This is a genomic window from Ectopseudomonas oleovorans (assembly GCF_003052605.1).
GTDB classification, from domain to species: Bacteria; Pseudomonadota; Gammaproteobacteria; order Pseudomonadales; family Pseudomonadaceae; genus Aquipseudomonas; species Aquipseudomonas oleovorans_A.
The window spans coordinates 39,069-56,832 of record NZ_QASO01000037.1 but is presented as its reverse complement, the minus strand read 5'-3'; the positions used below and the strand labels follow the sequence as shown (position 1 = coordinate 56,832).

21 protein-coding genes are annotated in these 17,764 nt (G+C 65.3%); 4 read left to right on the top strand and 17 right to left on the bottom strand.

What is annotated here, in order from left to right:
* Positions 1-15 precede the first annotated feature (15 nt).
* Positions 16-279, top strand: a complete 264-nt coding sequence (locus DBO86_RS06775; protein WP_208630382.1) for a DUF2130 domain-containing protein — start codon at positions 16-18, stop codon at positions 277-279.
* 10 nt (positions 280-289) lie between these two features.
* Here DBO86_RS06775 and mobH read toward each other — a convergent pair whose 3' ends face one another.
* Positions 290-2,143: a MobH family relaxase gene (mobH, locus tag DBO86_RS06770; RefSeq protein ID WP_108233300.1), complete on the bottom strand. Its 1,854-nt coding sequence runs from the start codon at positions 2,141-2,143 to the stop codon at positions 290-292.
* A 307-nt stretch (positions 2,144-2,450) separates the two neighbouring features.
* Here mobH and DBO86_RS06765 point away from each other — a divergent pair, with 307 nt between their 5' ends.
* The 3 genes from DBO86_RS06765 to DBO86_RS06755 are packed head-to-tail and all read left to right on the top strand — an operon-like array spanning position 2,451 to position 3,615.
* Entirely contained in the window at positions 2,451-2,768 is a 318-nt protein-coding gene (locus DBO86_RS06765; RefSeq protein ID WP_108233299.1) for an AbrB/MazE/SpoVT family DNA-binding domain-containing protein, read from the top strand.
* Entirely contained in the window at positions 2,768-3,226 is a 459-nt protein-coding gene (locus DBO86_RS06760; RefSeq protein ID WP_108233298.1) for a type II toxin-antitoxin system YhaV family toxin, read from the top strand. The genes DBO86_RS06765 and DBO86_RS06760 overlap by 1 nt, the downstream gene beginning before the upstream one ends.
* Positions 3,227-3,252: 26 nt before the next feature.
* On the top strand, positions 3,253-3,615 hold the full coding sequence (locus DBO86_RS06755) for a DUF3742 family protein (protein WP_108233297.1): 363 nt from the start codon (positions 3,253-3,255) through the stop codon (positions 3,613-3,615).
* A 6-nt stretch (positions 3,616-3,621) separates the two neighbouring features.
* Here DBO86_RS06755 and DBO86_RS06750 read toward each other — a convergent pair whose 3' ends face one another.
* The 16 genes from DBO86_RS06750 to DBO86_RS06675 all read right to left on the bottom strand — a co-directional run bounded on the left by DBO86_RS06750 (position 3,622) and on the right by DBO86_RS06675 (position 17,726).
* Positions 3,622-5,145 (bottom strand): conjugal transfer protein TraG N-terminal domain-containing protein, encoded by a 1,524-nt coding sequence (locus DBO86_RS06750; protein ID WP_108233296.1) that lies wholly within the window; start codon positions 5,143-5,145, stop codon positions 3,622-3,624.
* A gap of 12 nt (positions 5,146-5,157) precedes the next feature.
* Positions 5,158-5,529: a hypothetical protein gene (locus DBO86_RS06745; RefSeq protein ID WP_014596088.1), complete on the bottom strand. Its 372-nt coding sequence runs from the start codon at positions 5,527-5,529 to the stop codon at positions 5,158-5,160.
* On the bottom strand, positions 5,526-6,932 hold the full coding sequence (locus tag DBO86_RS06740; RefSeq protein ID WP_108233295.1) for an integrating conjugative element protein: 1,407 nt from the start codon (positions 6,930-6,932) through the stop codon (positions 5,526-5,528). Before DBO86_RS06740 ends, DBO86_RS06745 begins: the two co-directional genes overlap by 4 nt.
* Before the next feature lie 10 nt (positions 6,933-6,942).
* The gene (locus tag DBO86_RS06735; RefSeq protein WP_012205991.1) at positions 6,943-7,890 is read right to left on the bottom strand and encodes a TIGR03756 family integrating conjugative element protein; all 948 of its coding nucleotides are present in this window, start codon (positions 7,888-7,890) and stop codon (positions 6,943-6,945) included.
* The gene (locus DBO86_RS06730; RefSeq protein WP_108233294.1) at positions 7,887-8,333 is read right to left on the bottom strand and encodes a TIGR03757 family integrating conjugative element protein; all 447 of its coding nucleotides are present in this window, start codon (positions 8,331-8,333) and stop codon (positions 7,887-7,889) included. Before DBO86_RS06730 ends, DBO86_RS06735 begins: the two co-directional genes overlap by 4 nt.
* A gap of 164 nt (positions 8,334-8,497) precedes the next feature.
* The gene (gene radC / locus DBO86_RS06725; RefSeq protein WP_012205990.1) at positions 8,498-8,992 is read right to left on the bottom strand and encodes a RadC family protein; all 495 of its coding nucleotides are present in this window, start codon (positions 8,990-8,992) and stop codon (positions 8,498-8,500) included.
* A gap of 178 nt (positions 8,993-9,170) precedes the next feature.
* Positions 9,171-9,935 (bottom strand): DsbA family protein, encoded by a 765-nt coding sequence (locus DBO86_RS06720; protein ID WP_108233293.1) that lies wholly within the window; start codon positions 9,933-9,935, stop codon positions 9,171-9,173.
* Positions 9,936-9,950: 15 nt separating this feature from the next.
* A complete protein-coding gene (locus DBO86_RS06715) occupies positions 9,951-12,860 on the bottom strand; it encodes a conjugative transfer ATPase (RefSeq protein ID WP_108233292.1) in 2,910 nt (969 codons plus the stop codon).
* The gene (locus DBO86_RS06710; protein WP_012205987.1) at positions 12,860-13,309 is read right to left on the bottom strand and encodes a TIGR03751 family conjugal transfer lipoprotein; all 450 of its coding nucleotides are present in this window, start codon (positions 13,307-13,309) and stop codon (positions 12,860-12,862) included. The genes DBO86_RS06715 and DBO86_RS06710 overlap by 1 nt, the downstream gene beginning before the upstream one ends.
* Entirely contained in the window at positions 13,290-14,699 is a 1,410-nt protein-coding gene (locus tag DBO86_RS06705) for a TIGR03752 family integrating conjugative element protein (RefSeq protein ID WP_108233291.1), read from the bottom strand. The genes DBO86_RS06710 and DBO86_RS06705 overlap by 20 nt, the downstream gene beginning before the upstream one ends.
* Positions 14,689-15,618, bottom strand: a complete 930-nt coding sequence (locus DBO86_RS06700) for a TIGR03749 family integrating conjugative element protein (RefSeq protein ID WP_108233330.1) — start codon at positions 15,616-15,618, stop codon at positions 14,689-14,691. The genes DBO86_RS06705 and DBO86_RS06700 overlap by 11 nt, the downstream gene beginning before the upstream one ends.
* A 5-nt stretch (positions 15,619-15,623) precedes the next feature.
* The gene (locus DBO86_RS06695) at positions 15,624-16,316 is read right to left on the bottom strand and encodes a PFL_4703 family integrating conjugative element protein (RefSeq protein WP_108233290.1); all 693 of its coding nucleotides are present in this window, start codon (positions 16,314-16,316) and stop codon (positions 15,624-15,626) included.
* On the bottom strand, positions 16,313-16,723 hold the full coding sequence (locus DBO86_RS06690) for a TIGR03750 family conjugal transfer protein (RefSeq protein WP_023124764.1): 411 nt from the start codon (positions 16,721-16,723) through the stop codon (positions 16,313-16,315). The genes DBO86_RS06695 and DBO86_RS06690 overlap by 4 nt, the downstream gene beginning before the upstream one ends.
* A 13-nt stretch (positions 16,724-16,736) precedes the next feature.
* A complete protein-coding gene (locus DBO86_RS06685) occupies positions 16,737-17,096 on the bottom strand; it encodes a TIGR03745 family integrating conjugative element membrane protein (protein ID WP_012205982.1) in 360 nt (119 codons plus the stop codon).
* Positions 17,097-17,112: 16 nt separating this feature from the next.
* On the bottom strand, positions 17,113-17,346 hold the full coding sequence (locus DBO86_RS06680; RefSeq protein WP_012205981.1) for a TIGR03758 family integrating conjugative element protein: 234 nt from the start codon (positions 17,344-17,346) through the stop codon (positions 17,113-17,115).
* Positions 17,343-17,726 (bottom strand): integrative conjugative element protein, RAQPRD family, encoded by a 384-nt coding sequence (locus DBO86_RS06675; RefSeq protein WP_108233289.1) that lies wholly within the window; start codon positions 17,724-17,726, stop codon positions 17,343-17,345. Before DBO86_RS06675 ends, DBO86_RS06680 begins: the two co-directional genes overlap by 4 nt.
* Between the last annotated feature and the right edge of the window lie 38 nt (positions 17,727-17,764).

Here is a 17,764-nt window from a genome sequence, read left to right as displayed (position 1 = left end):
CTGGGCGGGGCGTAGGTGCCCCCTCAACCAGTTAATCCGGATACCCCGAAAAACTACGACCTCGCCTCCAGGCGATTTCAGACAGCAATCGATGAAATTGACAAGTCGATCGACCACCTACAGAAGACGAAGGAGGCCCTGCTTGGCACCGACAGAAATCTTCGGCTTGCGAACGACAAGGCGCAGGACGTGACGATCAAGAAGTTGACTCGGGGTAACCCAACAATGGCTGCGAAGTTCGCCGAACTCAAGGATGGTAGATCTTCTGATGCTGAATGAGTCTGGTCATTCACGTCGGAAGCACGGCCAAGTAGGGATTGTTTGGTGGCACGTCACCGAATACCGATTGAGGCTGAAGAAGCAGATAGCCGTGTAGCTTTCGAGATTTTCGCGGCCCGGTGACTTCGCAGGTCCAAATATTCAGTCCGCTAGCTTGTTTGCGATGCAGTTGCAGCCGCTCAAAGCGCTTTTGTACCCACTGCCAATCCTGCTGGCTTTCTTGTTTCGCCATCTTGCCCACTTGCGGGTGCTCCTGCGCGTAACGCTGGAAGACGCCGGGGCTGACCAGGTAGGCGGTGTCGCCCACAGTATGGACGAGCGCCTTGGCGTCGTTGATGATGAGCCGCCGCGAGGCGACGCCCTGTCTCAGCCATGCCATGAAGTGCTCACCGGATGGCTGCGCGGCCGTGTACGCGGGCGCTGGTGACAGAAGCAAAGGCTCCGCCTGGTGCTGTGCAGGCGTTGCACGACCTGCAGCAGGCGCTTCGACCGAGGCGGCTTCTGCATCCTTCCGTAGGGCAGGCAAATCCCCCATTCCCACCATCGCGAGCATGTCTTCCATGACATCGGGGACGGCTTGGGCAGAGGGCTGTTGAAGCGTGGCAGTGCCGCCGCCGACGTCCTTCCACGGAGCGGACTGCCGATCTTCGGCAGGAGGCATTGCCGCGATTGCCGGCGTTTGCCCCGAGGCATCTGCATCTTTGTCGACCGGTGTCGTGTCGATCGCCACCGACCCAGCGAACGACGCCGGCCGCTCACCAGATTCCCAGATCAGCGCGGGTGCCAGCCGTAGCAACGTAAACGAGTGGCTCCAGCCGGTGGAACTGGTCACGGTAGCACGCCAGATCGCCTTGCCGTCTGCTGTCGGCTGCAACATGGCGTGGTCCTGGAGCACGTTGAACACGGCGGTGTTGTTCGCCGGGATGCCGTCGATGCCCTGGGACAGCAGATGCGCTCGCAGCTTGTCCGAGACCGTCTTGCTCACCAGCCATAGCGCATCCTCGGTGAGCCAGCCGTCGGAGGCTTCGGGCTGGTTCAGTTTCAGCTCTTCCTTGAGCAGGTAGCGCAGCCCATCGAGCAGCTTGCGTTGCAGTGCGTGCTTGGGCGCGGTCATGGCTCGCGCGGGATCGCCGCCCAACTCCTTAGCGACGGAGGCGCGGTCTGCCTGCACAACCAGTTCGCCCAGCACCCCGGCGTGCTCGTACTGCCCGGCCAGGACGTAGAGCAGCGGCGCCCACAGGGACGGATAGCCGCTGAGCCAGTCCAGGATTTCGCGGTCGAGCAGTTGCCGGTAGAGCAAGCCTGTCGCGGCGCTGTGGAGCCGGTACTCGCGATCATCGCGGTAGCGGAAGCGGTATGGCTGGTGCAGCGGGCCGTGCCACGGGTGCCAGATGCTGCCGTCGACCAGTTCGATGTGCAGATCGACGGCGATCTTGCCGATGTCGTGCAGCAGTGCGGCATAGGCGACGGCGGCGGTCCAGGCTTCGGCTTGCGCTGCCTGGTCTTCGGGGCTGGCGCCGATGGGAAGCAGATGGGACTGCCGCAGCTTGAGCGCGTAGGCGACGATTTCCAGGCCGTGGTCGAGCATGCCGCCTGGGTAGGCATGGTGATGCGCTTCGGATGCCGGGAAAGCCTGGACCAGCTCGGCATAGCGGTGCAATGGCGCTAGGTACAGCGTGGCGAACTGACGGCGAGACAGCGAGGTTCTCTGCCAAATGTGTTCCAGCAGTTTCTGTCGCCGCGGCGTGGCCAGCAGCGATGCGGCCGACTGCGGCCGCATCAGCCCTTTCGGGAGATCGGTAGCGGGCGCTGGCAACGGAGCGACTGCCCCCGAGGCCCGTTTTCGTTGGAACAGAGAGAGCATCCGGGTGTCCTGGTGGTGGGCTTACCGGGAGGCCTTTTCGCCTTTTCGAGGTAGAGCCTTTCCCCTTGTCCCCCCGTTCCCTTGCCCTTTTGGCTCTTTGGCCGTTACAGCCTTTGGGTATAGGGCAGCGAGCATTGACCGTCCACCCTCAATGCGGGCCCACCAAGGCCGGATTGATGCGGGAAGGCTCACTGTTCCCTCCCTACGATGAGGTTCAATGTTGAATGCGGAGAACATCATGAAACCTCACATTGATTTGGTAAGGAAATATCCTTACAATGCAGGCATTACTATCAGGAGAGCCGCCATGCCTGCCATTCACGAAGTTGCCACTCTGACATCCAAGGGGCAGATCACGCTGCCCAAGTCCATCCGCCAGGCACTGGGTGCCGATACCGGCAGCAAGCTCGCGTTCGAGCTTCGCGGCGGTGAAGTGGTCGTGACCCGTGCCGATGCGGAGCACGAGGACCCGGCCATTGCCGCGTTCCTGGCCCTGCTGGCGCGCGACATTGAAGCAGGCCGGAATGTTCGCGGTCTGCCCGAGGATCTGGCTCGCACGATGCTGGAGCACGCCGGCCACAAGGTGGACCTGGGCGATGATTTCGCTGAGAACGTGGAAATCTGATGCAACAGCATGGCTGGACACTGCTGTTCCACGACAACCTGATCGAGCAGATGATGAAGCTGCGCGCAGCTGTGCTGCGTGCCCAGGAGAACGACCTGCAAGGGTTCGCGTCCAACGCCAACGTCAAGTTCTTCCGGGCCTTGGTCCAGTTGATACAAGACGTGGTGCCGGGTGATCCGGCACGCGACGAGTACCGTCAGGGCAACACCATGGGGACGGCCTACCGCCACTGGCGGCGGGCCAAGCTCGGAAGGCGCTACCGGCTGTTCTTCCGGTACGACTCGAAGGCGAAGGTCATCGTGTACGCCTGGGTCAACGACGAGCAGACCCTACGGTCTTCGGGCAGCAAGTCCGACCCGTATGCCGTGTTCGAGAAGATGCTTGGACGCGGAAATCCGCCAGACGACTGGAACGACTTGGTACAGGCAAGCAAGCAGGACTGGAGCAAACTGAAATAGGTATCCCTCTGTAGCAGGAGACGACCATGAACACGACAGCTCGCATCAGCACAGCAGAACGCCTCGGACGCGCCGTCGGACGTGGATGGCGCACTTATGTGCGTGGCGAACGACGGTTGTCAAACTGGCTCGCCTCCAATGGGGTGCCGGCCGTTGGTGCTGCTGTGGGATTGTGGGTAGTCAAGCTGGTCGCACTTGTTGTGCTGCTATACACCGCGTCTTGGCTGACGCTGCTGCTGGTGGCCGCGGCGGTGGGTGCCTGGGCGGCGCGCAACGTGGGCCTGGATGACGACCTGGCCGAGCCGGAATGGCGTAACGGGCCTGCTGGATTTGGTCTGTACACCTACGATGGTTTCCGAATCGATCCGCACGTCGAAGACGACGAGTAGCGCTGCTCACTTTTTTGAAATTGCATTGATCGCAATGCTTCCGCCCTTGCCTCCGGCAGCCTTGGCATCACCCGTTGCCCCGGCCAGGCCTTGCATGACATTCCCGGCGCGAACGCCTGCCCATGTCAAGGCCATGATCCAGAACGTGGGCAACACGATGAACATCGTCCCCATCACGAAATTCAGGAGCATGTCGCCGAAGGCATTGTTCAGCCCCACCAATGAGTCGAAGTTGCTGTGCGGCCGGTTCCAGCCGAACCCCCAGCCATAGAGCGCATCGAGGATAGTGCTGTCGACCCAGCGAGCGAGTTGGAACCAGAAATCCACGAAGAACAGCGCGAACTGCACGACGCTCACGGTGATGACCGTCTTCAGGTCATAGGTGCCCACGACCAGCACCAGCGGGATGCAGATGACCAGCGCCATCTTGAGCAAGGCCAGCACCATGGGCAGTGCCTGGCGCACGACATCCATGGCGGGGAACGCGGCGATCGCCCCCACGGCCATCCCGACATCGCCCGCCGCGCGCGTCACGATATTCGGCAGCGTCTTGTCGATCTGGCCGCCGTAGTCGGTATAGACCGCGCCCTGGTTGAGCTTCTGCTGCCGCGGCGAGGCAATCGTGCGGATCACGGAATCGTTCACCTCGGCGCGGCTCAGGAACCCGGCCCACCCCGCCAGGCGATTCAGCAGGCTCGGGGCCACCTGCCCCAGCAGCCGCGCGCGCAGGCCGTTGCTGCCATCGGCCCACCACTGCCTGCAGTTAGGGTAGCCGCCACCGCTGGCCACCTGCGCAAGCCCCGCATCGCGGGTGCTGTCGTAGGGCCAGTCGTCGCGCGGCGTGCTGGAGCGGTAGGTGTCGTAGTAACCGCTCGTGTCCGTGAAGAAGCGCGAACCGATCCAGGTCACGTCGTGCATCTGCGTCTCATCGAGGTCCGGGCGCTGCATGAACAGTTTGGCGCGCGCCGGCCCGTAGCAGTCGCGCGAGAAATCCGCCACATCCTGAGCCAGCACCGGATCGTCGATGCGCGTGGCGTCGATCTCCATGCGCATCTGCCGCAGGTCGGTGCCGCACGGGATCGCGGCCACCGAGGCCCCCGTGACGGCGCGCGAGAGCGCATGCATGAAACCCCACCAGACCGGCACCTTGGCACTCTGGTTGTTGATGGTGCTGAAGGACTGCGACCAGCCGGTGTCCGTGGGCTGCGGCACGCTGACCTGGCACTGGGCCGAACGCGAGTTGTCGTACCGGATGGTGTTGAGATCCACGTCGATGAACGGGATGCCGGCGAACATCACCACCACGATGGCGACGAACACCCGGTTCTCGATGCGCGCTGCCGAGAGCACGCCCTTGTTGCCTTCGTCGGCGCCCTCCGCACGGGCCTTCAGCCATTCCTGCACGATGATGGCAATGAAAGGCAGCGCGAATACGCCGCTCGCCACCAGCACGGCCCAGATGCCGTTATGGACGATCCACGACACCAGCGTCAGGTAGTACTCCAAGTAGTCGGTGGTGAAAAGCGTCATGTCCTCGCCCCTTCAAGCGGCCTGCATCAACAGGCTGGCTTCCAGCGCCACAATGGCGGCGACGCCGGCGATCTCGCTGCGCAGCAGGCGCCGTCGCGCCTGCCTATCAGCCCCGCGTTGGGCCTCACGCGCCAGCAGCCGGCGGCGCATCCAGACCCAGCCGTAGGCTGTCGCACCGTACAGGCACATCCGCCACACTAGAAAGTAGCCTGCCGTGGCCGCCAGCCACCGCTCCCAGTTGGCAACGCTGCCGACGAGATAAATGCCGACGATGTTGGCGCCCACAGCGGCGGCAACGAGCAACACCGTCCACAGCAGCGCCTTCATCGCGCGCCGGTTGAACAGCCAGCGCGGGCGCAGCCAGCTGGCACGCGACGGGTTCATGGGTTGCCTCCCGGATTGCCCTTCTGGAGCCGGTCGAGGCGGTCGGGAATGGGATCGCCTTCGTAGATGCCACGTGAGCCAGCCGCGCGTGTGCCGTGGCGCTGGATGATGGCCATGGGGGAGTTGTTGGTCAGCTCGCGGCGCAGCTCCAGCTCGGTCTTGAGGTTGCGGATTTCCTGGTCGAGCGTGTCGCTCTCGTGGTTCACGGCCTCGACCGCCAACTGGTTCGCTGCGACGTTGGGCTCCTTCTTGCCGGTCAGCAGGGTGCGCTGGAGCAGCAAGGCCTTCTCCAGCACCGACGCTAGCGCGACCTCCGAGGCCAGGCGCCGCGCCAGCAGATCCTGGTCCGGCTCGTCGCGTAGCGCCTCAATGACGCCGCGCGTGATGGGCAGCGAGGTGCTGCCAGCTGCGCGCAGGTTCTCGAAGGTGGTGTTGCGAGTTCCCGAGACCAGTTCCTGCAAGGCTTCCAGCTTTGCCTCGTACTCCTCTTGGATCAGTGGCGTCAGCCCGACGCCGGGCACCGTTTCGGTCTTGGTGCAGGCATCGCAAGTGCGCTGCACCTGTTCGCCGAGAACCCGTGTGGCCCATTCGGTCGCCTGCTGTGGCGAGGTCCAGGTCTGGCAAGACAGACTCGCGCAACTGGCGGCAGCGATGGACGATGTGTCGGTCACGCTGCGGCCGTTGACCAGGTTGTAGCCTGCGCGGGTGACGTCGCCGACCACGCGGATGGCCGACTGGCCTGCGCCGCCCGCATTGCTACCACCCACCCAAGGCACGCCGTCGTTGCCGCGGCGCGTCTCCGCCTGTTCAATTGCCGACACGGCATCCGTGCTCGACACCGCATCGCGCAGTGCCATGCCTTCGGCCATCTGGCTCCAGCCGAGTTGTCCGCCCGCCGTGTCGGCCATCTTCTCGGCCATGGCACGGCAGGTCAGCTTGGAGCGGTCGAAATCCAGGCGCGCCTGCAGCACGCCGTTGGTCAGCAGGTTGTACAGGCCGGGATCGGCGCGCTGGATGATCAGCGCAGGCAGCGATGCCACCGCGCTGGTGGCGCTCTGGATCACGTTGCTCATGATCTGCTGAAAGCCGTTGGTGACGCCGTTGAGCTGGTTGCGCAGCGTGGTCTGGATGCTCATGTCGCCGCAGATCAGGTTGCTGTTCCAGCCCACGCCAACGCCGATCGAGCGCATGCCGGCCGCGCGGCCCATGGACACCGCGCTGCCGCCGCCAATCGAATACATCACTTCGTCGCCGATCACGGAGCCGCCGGTCTGAAATCCGGCCTGCGCCCACGCCAGGCCGCCGCCAAGAACGAGTGCGCCAGCCAGCAGCCCAGCCAATACCGTGGGACGCAGCAGGCGGCACGCCTTGGTGGAGAGGTTTGTCAGTTCAGGACGCTTCATCGCCGTACCCTCATTGGAAATCGACGCTGCCGAGGAATACCTGGCCGCGACGTTCGCAGCACGCATAGGGCCGCCACAGCGCCCAGGCGTAATCGCCCTGCTGCGCCTGGGTCAGGAAGCCGCTGCGCGGGAACACCGTGCAGGACGAGGACAGGACGGGCGTGAGTTCCTGCCACTTGCCCGTCGAGGCATCGCCTTCCATCAGCGCGCCGGCAGGCCAGTAACCGGGCCGCGAGTTGGCGAGCAGCGGCTGATAGACGTGAATCTGCCCACGGCGCGTGACGACATCGCCGGCGCGCTGGGCCACCACGGCGCCGGCCTTGTGGTCGTCGGCCTGGTGCAGGAAGCCGCCGCGCGGATAGACGTTGCCCCACAGGTTCATCGTGGTGCGCGCGCCGACCTCGCGCCTGCCCGGAATTAGTGCCTCCGGGTAGGCCATCTCCGGCACGTTGTAGCGCCAGGCCAGTGTGTCCAGGGTGCTGAGCAGATACGGCATGAACGCCGTGCCCGCGCCCTCGCAGAAGTAGCCCGACGATGAGACGAACTGGTTGAACACCTCGACGCCGGGATGGCCGATGACGTCCGCGTTCTTGAACTTGGCGAGATTGTTTTCGTGGTCTTCGTTGGTGGTGCCGTCCCCGCCGGCCTGCGCGGATGGGTTGGGCGCGCTCATCGCCCGGACTTCGACCCAAGGGTTCTCGCCGGTGTTGCTGTAGCTGGAGACGACCGCATCGGGGATGTAGTGGCGGACCTTGATGGATGTGCGCACCGTGCAGCCCGTCCAGGTGCAGTAGAGCCAGTAGCAGATGCCGACGACGCGGTATTCGAGGCAGTCCGGCGATGCCACTGAGCCAACGATGGTTGCGGTGTTGAGGGCGTAGCTGCCCGTGGCGCTGAGCAGCAGCACTGAGACCACGCCAGCACGCAGGCGGCGCATCCGCTCGAAGGGTCGGGTCATGGCTGCGGCCTCCGGTGTTGCTCGATGCGCGCGACGGCACGGGCCACGTCCGGCTCGCCATAGACCACGTAACGCTGATCCACCACGACCGCCGGGATGCTGGTGATGCCCAGGCTCCATGCGTCGGCGACGCCCTGGTATGCGGAAGCAATGCGGCGCTGGAGGTCGGCACCGCCGTTGTTCAGACGGCGCTTGACGATGGCCGTGGCCTGCTCAGGATCGGCGGGCAGCTGTGCGGAAAGCTCGGCTTCGATGCGCGGGCCTTCATCCAACTCGATCAACCGCTCGCCACCCATGGTCTTGACCGGGTGGCGGCTGTCGGTGACGACCACCACATCGGCGGCGAAGGTGGCTGGGCTGAAAACGGCCAAGGATGCCGGCAGTGCAACGGCCAGGCCAAGGGTTCGCCAGCCGGATGCGAAGCGGAATAAAGATGCTGGCATGTCGCGTGCCCTGGAAGTTGATCAGAGCCATAGTCGAACGCGAACCCGCTGCCGCCCCAACAAACAATGCGCATCGCGGGCACCCCGCATACCTGTTCGGTGCTGCCGCATGGAAAAAAGCGGAGGCCGAAGCCCCCGCTGTGATCAGTGAACCACGGGCCTTCCTACAAAAGACCAGACTCGGCGAACGAGTACGGTGTGCCCTGACCAATCACGAAATGGTCAAGTACCCGCACGTCGATAAGCGCCAAGGCCGTCTTCAACTGCTCGGTCAGCAAGCGATCCGCATTGGATGGCTCGGTGGTGCCCGAGGGGTGCTGATGGGCGAAGATGACCGCAGCGGCGTTCAGTTGCAAAGCGCGTTGCAGCACGACACGCGGATAAACCGAGGTCGCATTGATCGTTCCATGGAACATCGGCTCCACGGCCAGCACGTCGTGCATGCTGTTCATGAACACGACGACGAATATCTCATTGGGCTCGGCGACCAGCTTCAAGCGAAGGTAGTCCCTGACCGCAGCGGGCCGTTCAAGACGTGGCCCTGCTTTGAAAACCCGTCGCTCCAGCAACACGATGGCTTGCTGGACGATCCAGTCCTCGTTCTGAACAGAAATATCGGAAAGCGACTCCAGGCAGGAGTCATTGATGACGACAGACATGGCGAACCTCCAGGCAGGGAAATCGGAGGGCGCACATGCCCCTGGAGGGCAGGCCCTCCAGGGAATGGAACAAGGTGCATCCATCACCGCAGCAGCGGTGATCGTTCGCGGCCAGGATGCGGGGCGAACGGGTAGCGGTCAGCGCAGCGTGCTGCGCCGTAGCCTCAATGACCGCGGGCTACCTGGGCATGTCGCCGACGACGTCGGCAGGCATTTCCGTAGTGGGTGAAACGACCGAATCCTCAGCTGCCAGCATGTCCATGGCCGACAGCAGTGCATCGCCTTCGATAGGCCCCTGCAGCAGGATCGCCTGGCTGGTCTGGCGATCGTGTAGTCGCAGGGATGGCGTCGCGGTCACGCCGCCCTTGGTGGCTTCCTCGGCCTGAGCGCGAATCAACGTTTCGGGCCGCTCGCTGGCCAAACACTGCTCGACGGCTGGGTTTAGGCCGGGATAGCGCAGGCCCTCGGGCAAGCCCAGGCCGTCACTGCGCGTGTGCGCATAGACCCATTCGATGGCCTGCCAGAAGGCCGCATGCCCACCTGTTTCGGCGGCGCACTCGGCCAGGCGTGCCTCGGCGGAGGCAGCCGGTTCGTGCGCGGCCAGCGGCTGGTGCTGCCATTGCAGGGCCACGTCGGTGTTGCTGCCGACCCAGCGCTTGAGTTGCGGAAAGTACTCCCGGCAGAACGGACATTCGAGGTCGGCATAGAGCGTCAGCGTGAACCGGCCCTGCGCGTTGCCCATTTGCCAGGGCGGCCCGGCCACCTGCGCGGTACTGACCGGCGCGGGAGCCAACGACGCGGGTTCGCTGGGTGCGCGGGACACGAGCCAGATCAGCAGCAGCGCGATCAATCCAGCGGCCAAGAACCAGGGCCAGCGCTTGCGCGAGCGCCGATGGCGGAGCGCCTGGACTGGCATCGGAATGGAAGGATGTTTCGGTTTCACGGCAGTCTCCGGCGGCTATTGCGGCAGGCCCAAGGCCGGCGACTCGATGCCGCGCGCCTGGTCGATCTTCTCGGCCACCTTGAAGGCCGCGTCGAGTTCACTGATGCCGTGCTGTTGCATGAGTTGGTAACGCTCGGCTTTCTCCTCGGGTTCGGTCTGCGCAAGCGCGAGATAGAGGCTCGGTGGCACGGCCCGAAACAGCACTTCCAGGCTCTTGGAGAGGATGACGCCCTCGGTGAACTTCCCGGCTTCCTTGCGCGCCGAAAGCATCAGCGCCTTCTGCGCAGGCGAGAGTTCGCGGAAGCGGGCGATCTTCTCTACCTCATCGGGTGGCATCGACAGGCAGATCCACCACTCGATCATGTTGAGCATGGGCTCTGCGGCGCGCGGCAGATCGTCGATGTTTTGTGTGGCGAGCCAGAACCAGGCCCCCAGCTTGCGCCACATCTTGGTGATCTTCACCACGTAGGGGGCGAGCAGCGGGTTCTTGGTGATGATGTGCCCTTCGTCGGTGACGTTGATGATCGGGCGGCCCAGGTACTGATCGCGCTCGGCAATGTTGTTCACCGTGCTGATCAGGCTGATGTAGGCAATGGAGAGCTGCGCGTTGTAGCCCTCGCGGGCATAGGTCGCCAGATCGACCAGGGTGATGTCGGCCTCGGGCCACGGCGAACCGTCGCGGTCGAACATTTCACCGTCCGTGCCTTGGCAGAACATGTCCATGGCGTCGGCCATCTCCAGCAGTCGCACACGCCGCATTTCCGGCAGCGTCGGGTCCTGGCTGCGCGTGCGCAGCGCATTGCGCACATCGCGCGTGAGCACGGTGCGCTTCTCGCCATCCTTGCTGTGGCAGTGTTCTGCGGCATCGAGGATGCACTGACGGATCAGCGAGCGGTCGGCCCGCGTCATCCGGGCTTCTTCCTTGTCTTCGCCACCGGTGATCATCAGCCTCGCGGTGATCTCCAATTCGCCCAGTACGTCGCGCTGCTCATTTGCCTCCATGGCCACAGCATCGGGCGGCAGGTCTTCGTCCAGGGCATCGGCGTCGAGCGTCTGCACGTCGCTGGGCGTCTCGATCAGCCGGCGCGCATCCGCGAACGGCGCCAGGGTAACGCCCGAGCCCGGCGCGAGCTTGACCCGGTTCACGGTCAGGCCCAGGCGCCGGGCAAAGTCGCTGAACAAGCCAAAGCTGTTGCCGGCCTCGACAATGAACAGGCGGGGTCGGTAGATCGCCGTGACCTGATTCAAGAGGTTGTTGAGGGTCGCCGACTTGCCCGAACCCGTCGGGCCGAACAGGAACAGGTGGGCGTTCATCTGCCGGTCCAGGCGGTTGAGCGGGTCGAAGGTGATCGGCCCGCCGCCGCGGTTGAACATCGTGATGCCGGGGTGCCCCGTACCCTGGGCGCGGCCCCACACCGGCGAGAGGTTCGCCGCGTGCTGGGCGAACATCAGTTGGGTGTACCACCGGCGCCGATCCTGGCCGGGGTTGTAGCAGCACGGCAGCCAGCGCAGGTAGCTGTTGAGCGGTGCCACCTCGTCGTCCTCGCGCACCGGCTGCAGGCCAGCGTTGAGCATGACGTTCGCCAGATCCAGGCCGCGTCGGTCCAGTTCCGCCTCATCGCGCCCGCGCAGGTAGAACGCCAGCGTGCCGCGATAGAGCTTGTGCGCGCTGCCGATCAGGGAACGGGCTTCATGCACGTCCTTGAGCGTCTGCTCCGACGCCAGGGTTTCGCCGACCGCTTTCTTGGCCAGGTGGTTCAAGTCCGCCTCAAGGACATCCTGCGGCGTGGCGACCATCGTCAGGCAAAGGGTGGTGTCCTCGGGCATCTGGTCGAACAGCGTGTTGATGGCATCGCCTTTGCGTGTCTCGCCGGTCAGGTGCCCTGTGCCCGGCGGCATGCGCAGGCGGTCGGTGATCAGCACGCGGTGCGGCAGGCCGTCGAAATGCCAGGTGCCCTGCGCCACGTCGGAGCGCGGCTGGCCGAAGAACAGCCGCTGGCTGAAATCCCGCCCGCTCGCCAATTCGATCTCGCCGTCTTCGCCGGCCTCCGTACTGTCGGGGTAGCGCGCCAGCGCATAGAAGCGCTCCCTGTCTTCGGCCCCAGGCCCAAGCAACGTGGGACGCGGGTTGAACCAGCGCAGCAGCCAGTCGTGAACATCCGCAGCCACCATGCGCCGGGCCTGAATGCCGGCGTTCGCCAGTCCGCCGCACAGGCGGTCGCAAACGATATTGAGCATCTGCTCGGGCGTCTGCCCGCGGCGGCTGTTTTGCCCTTGGCCGGTCACGCGGCGATAGACCACCATGCGCACACGCCGGGTCTGGCCGCGCCAGCGCAGCCGTGTGACCACCGTGTCCTCGAACAGACCGCCCGGCTTAGCCACCGCGCGCAGGTGATGGCCGAAGAAGCGCAGGTAGAACTCGGTGAACGCCGTCTCACGGGCGCGCGGCTGCACATAGTCGCGCAGGGTCTGCATGTACTGGTCGAAACTGGGCTCGTCCTGAGCGTAGAGCTGCAGCACCCAGGGGTTCTCATCCAGTTCATCGAAACTGTCCTGCAGCGCGTTTTCCAAGGCATCGCGGGCCTGCGCGAGCCAGCCAGGTTCCCGGCCTTCGGTGCCCAGCGGCACCAGCTCGTAGAACGCCGCCACCGATTGCCCGTCCTCCAGCAACATGGCTTTCGACTGCGCCAGGAACTCCACCCAGGGCAGCAGTTCCACGAACGACGGCGCGACCTCGTACAGCGCCTGCTCGTCTGCCAGGGTCGCCGGCCTGCGGCCTTGCACCGCCGTGCCGGGTTCGGGGATGCCGACCTGGCGCAGTGCCTCGACGTGGCGTTGCCAGCCGTCCGGCTGCTCGTCGTCGTCAGCATCGGATGCGGCCAGCTTCGGCGCGGTCGGCTTCGGTCTGGGGAGTTTCCAGCGCATCAGTAATCCTCCACGCGCTCGCCTGGCATGGCGTACTGCACGCGCTGGTACAGCGGGAACACGGTCGTATAGCCCGGAATCGGCACTGGGTCGGTGCCCGCCAAATGCGGATACACGTACATCACGAGATCGGGGTTGGGCAGGCGCTGGAACTGGCGGTAGACCTCGTTGCGCGCCGTGCGCGTGTAGCGCATCTGCTCGGCAGGCGCGGCCTGCACGTCCATCTCGGTCAGCGGCCTGCGCAGGCTCTGGCGCGCATCGAGCAACTGCCTGCGCGCTACCTGGCCGGCACCACCGCCGCCGTCGCCGGCGTTCTGCTGCCAGATGTTCATCATCGTGCTGTCGCCGTGGGTCAGCAGCTTTTCCTTGCTGGTGGCGCAGCCACCGAGCAGCGCGACGGCCAAGGCCAGCGCCAGGCCCTGAGCCCAGCTATTCAAGTTCGAGGGCATGGCTTTCTCCTGCGCGGTGATCGACCTTGCGGCCTTCGGGATCGAAGTCGATGGCGAGCGGCTTTTCGAGGTGGACGGCGACCTTGGCGCCGGGCTGCACATAAACGGCAGCGAAGGCCTGGCCGTAGAGCTTGTTGACCCAGCTCGACATGTCCTGGACGCCGCTGGCGAGAATCCGGCCCACGGCTTCCTGGCCGCTGATGCCCACGCTGCCGATGGAGCCGTCGGCGCCGACATAGGACGCCCTGCCGTTGTCGGATTCGATCAGTGAGGCCACGCCAGCGCCAGCCGCCGTGATCAGCGCCTGGGTGCCAAGGTACTGCTGCGCATTGCTGCGCCGCTCGCCGCTGACACAGGGAATGCCATACGGGTCGCTGATCCAGCCCAGGCCGTCACGTTGTTGGTTGTTCTGCTGGTTGCCCTCGCGATCCTCGGGAATGGTGCGGATGGTCCCGTCATGGAACACGAAGGTGATGCTGCGCACCTGGCCGCGCACGCACGAGAGCGTCCAGTCGCCCGATGCGGTGCCGGAGAACACGGCCCCGGCCACATCGGGGATGTCGATGCCGTTCGCGGTGAGGTTGTCCGGCCCGACCAGCACCTTGAAGGGATATGGGTCGTTCACCGTGCCGTCGATCGGTACGCGGCCAATCAGCGCGGTCATTGCCACCGACCCCATCAGCGTCGAGTTGGTCGGCACGGTGTAGACGGGCGTTGCGCTCTTGACACCAGCCGCGCGTGCGCCCGCGTTTGCCACGGTTTGCGCTGTGGTTTCCAGCGTGCTCTGCGAGGAGCCGAAGCTGGTGGGGAAGTTTATGCCGCTATTCGACCTGCCGCGTCCGTCGCTTTGTTTCGCGTCATCAGGCTCCACCCAGCGCATACCGCCTTCCATGCCGGCCTCGTCGCCGTCATGCAGGCCCAGCCCCACCGGCAAATCGGCATGGCCGCCGCCACGTCCGCCGATGCTGTCCAGGCGTTGCTGCAGGTCGGCGAGCAGCCCCTCGGTCTGCTGGCGCGTGCTGGCCGCCTGCTGCTGGTCGCGGCGCAGGTTGGAGCGCTCGGATTCGAGGGCCGAATTAATGCGTTGGTCGATGGCGTTCTCGCGCTGGCGCAGCCGCTGGTTCTCTTCACGCTGCGACCTGTTGTCGGACAGCGCGGTCTGAAGCTCGGTGCGCAACTGCTTCACCTGGGCAACCAGCGTCGCCACGGTGTCGCGCGGGGTATCGCCTTCGATGCCCAGCGCCTTCATTTCTTCCGGCGTGAGCCTGCCGCCGCCATCTGCGGCAGGCGGTGCCGACGCACCGCCACCGGAGAACAGCCGGATGGCGACGAACAGCACCAGCAGGGCCACGGGGATCAGCAGCCACTTCAGGAGTCCGTTACTGCGCATGGTGGGCCTCCCTGCCGTTGCTGACTGCGGCTTTGGGCGGCGGGAGATGCACAGCGGGGTCGAAGCGATGGATCGCCGGCAGCAGCGACTGCGCGAGACCGCGTCCGCGTGTCACCAGGTACAGGACGGTGGTGTCCTCGGGAGTTCCGCGCGGGCCAAGCGCCTCGTGCTGGAAAGTGGCGGTGAGGAAATCGCCTTGCAGCACGCGCGGGTCGAGGCTGATCCAGTCGTTGCTGTTGTTGGTCAGGCGCACGGCAGTGACCCACTGGTCTTCCAGACGCCACGACGCGAGCGCCACAGCGCGCACTGGCAACGTCGGCATCAGCGTGCCGAGATCGAGACCACGGCGCAGGTTGACCCGCATAACGCCTGGCAAGGCTTCCACAGTGCGCAGCGGCGCGTAGAGGTTCTGCGCAGCAAAACGTGTCAGCACGACGGGGATTGGCGTTTCGCGCCGCGCCGTCCGGGTACCCGCCTGATCCTGGGCGCGCGCCTGGGGCGCATCGGCACCGTCAGGCTGATCGCCATACCGTGCCGGTGTGCTGTTGCCCTCGACGATGCGTACCGGTTCCAGCTCGGCTTCGCCGTCCTTGGGCGGCTCCGCCGCAATGTCGAGCAGGATCAGCGCGCCCGTATCGGCGTCCTGCAATTGCAGCCGCGTGGGCTCGATCGGCTCGCTGGCACGCAGGTACACCGCGCCGCCCGCGCTCTGCACGCGCAACCGCTCGCCGACGCCCGCAGGCACACCCACGCGGACGTTTCGGTCGATGAACACGATGCGCTCCTGGCCGACCTTCAACGGCACCGCCAACGGCATGCGCTCCCAGCGCAGGATCTCCACCGCCTGGACAGCGGGGGACACAACCACTGTAGCGGCCACGGCCAGCAGCCCCAGCAGCGCGAACACAGGATGCTTCATGGGCTTCATGGGAAATTACCTCCTTGAGGCGCTTGCGGCGTTAGGCCACCAGGCACCGGGCGCGTCGGCTCCGGGGCGCTGATGCGCTGGGGCGTGCCCTCGTAGCAGTCGAGTACCAGGCCGAACGGGTTGCGGGCGGGATCGACATCCACCCGCGCGACCTTCACGGGGTAGCGCACCAGGGCGCGCTTGACCTGCTCGGCGCCGTAGTACTCGTCGGCGCTGATGTCCAGCGTCACCACCCAGTCGCGGTCGGAGATCACACGCACGCGCGCCGTGGGGTTGTCGCCATAGCTGCGACCGGGAATTTCGTAGATGCCACGCACCCGCTGGCGCAGCTCGCCCGTGCTGCGGCGGTAGTCGTAGTCCGCCTTGAGGAATGCCTGGCAGGACGGGGTGAGGTACGGCGAGAGCGTGTGGAGGTTGCGCGGGTAATCTTCTTCGCCATTCGTCGGCCAGCGGTTGAGGGTCTGGAACACGTAGAACGTGAACGCATAGACCGACTCGGGCGGCACTTCCCACCACTTGCGGGTACTGCCGGAGCGCAGGTCAGGCGGGACGTGGATGGTCAGATCGCGCGGTGCGCTCCACCAGCCGCCGCCCATGACCAGGGCGACGATGACCAGCGCACCCGCGCCGAGGCGCAGCGTCTTGATGTGCGCCTGCAGGTGGGTGATCTCGTTCTTGAAACGGCTCATCGCGCGCCCCCGTGCATGCCCCTGCGGATGGTCCAGAAGCCGGAGCGCGAGATCAGCACATGGCCGCCCACCCAACCGGCCATCAGCGGATGGCGCGTGGCAATGCGCCACTGCAACTGCCGGTACAGCCAGGTGTCGGGACGCCCACGCTTGAGACGGCGCAGGATGCCGCCGCCGATGAAAACGCCCAGCGCCACGCCCAGGACAACGAAGGTCGGCGCGATGGCAATGGTGCGTAACACCCAGGACAGCGGCGCGCCAACCACCAGGCCGGCAGCGCCGGACAGGCCGCAGCAAATCCACAACTCATCGGCAGTGAGGCCGCGCACGACCACCGGGTGCCTGTTGAGCCGGTGTGGAAGGAACGTGACTGTCCCATCGGCACGGACATGCTGTTGCTCGGACATAGCCCGTCCTCGCTTACAGGATGCCGGTGGCTTCGGTGAGCAGCCAGATGCCGATCACGAGCAGGACGGCGCCGATGGCGACCGTGAGACCGAACTGCCCCCAAGTCTTGCGACCGGTGTGGATTTCCGCGTAGGTGCCGTAGGCGTGGTAGCACACGCCAATGAACATCGACGCCACCACCAGGAGGGCCACGAGCATGATGATGTCGTAGCCGTAGTTCCTGATTGTTTCCATGATGCCGCTGCCGGCGCCGCGGGTCGGGTTTTCCAGCTGCGGCAGACCTTGCGCAAACGACAGCGCGGGCAGCGCGGCGGCACCCAGGGCGACGGCGGCGCGTTGGACAAAACGAGTAGTGAGGATGCGGTTTGGCATGGTCAATCCCTTCAGGTCAGGAGAGGAGGAAGAACGTCATGACGAGGTACATCGCGACGAAGCGGATGCAGACGCCGAGGAACTGGCGTTGGTTGAGGCGGTTCTCGGCCCACCCCACGTAGGCCGTTCGGATGGCCCAGACGCCCCAGACGAGCAGAACCGCAAACACGATGCCGACCAGAACGGTCGCCATCGCGGACGGCGCGATACCGCTGTTGGCTTGAAATGCCGAGACCTGGGCGCCGTTCATGGTCTGCCCTGCGCAGTCGTCGGCAGCGATGGCGGGGCGGTCCGCTCGGTGCGGTACACACCAGCCAGTTCGGAGAGGTCGCGTGGCTGGGCGCGCGACGGTGTGAGATGGGCCTGGATGCCGGCGCGCACACGCGCCAGATCAGCCAGCAGTCGTGGGTAATCGAAGTGGTAGCGCTCGCCCGGCTGGATGGGTGCGTGTGCAGCGCCATCCGCGATGGTGCGCTCCAGCGCGTCGAGCTGGCGTAGCGCGGCAACCAGCTCCTGGCGCTGTGCCGGGGATTCGGCCAAGGCAACCGGGAACTGACCCATCAGCAGGGCCGTCACGAGAAAAGTGGGCACGCCGCGATGCGCGGCGCGCAGCCAGATCGGAGCCAACATCGCGCCATTCCTGTGATAAGCAATGGCTTGATCGTGGC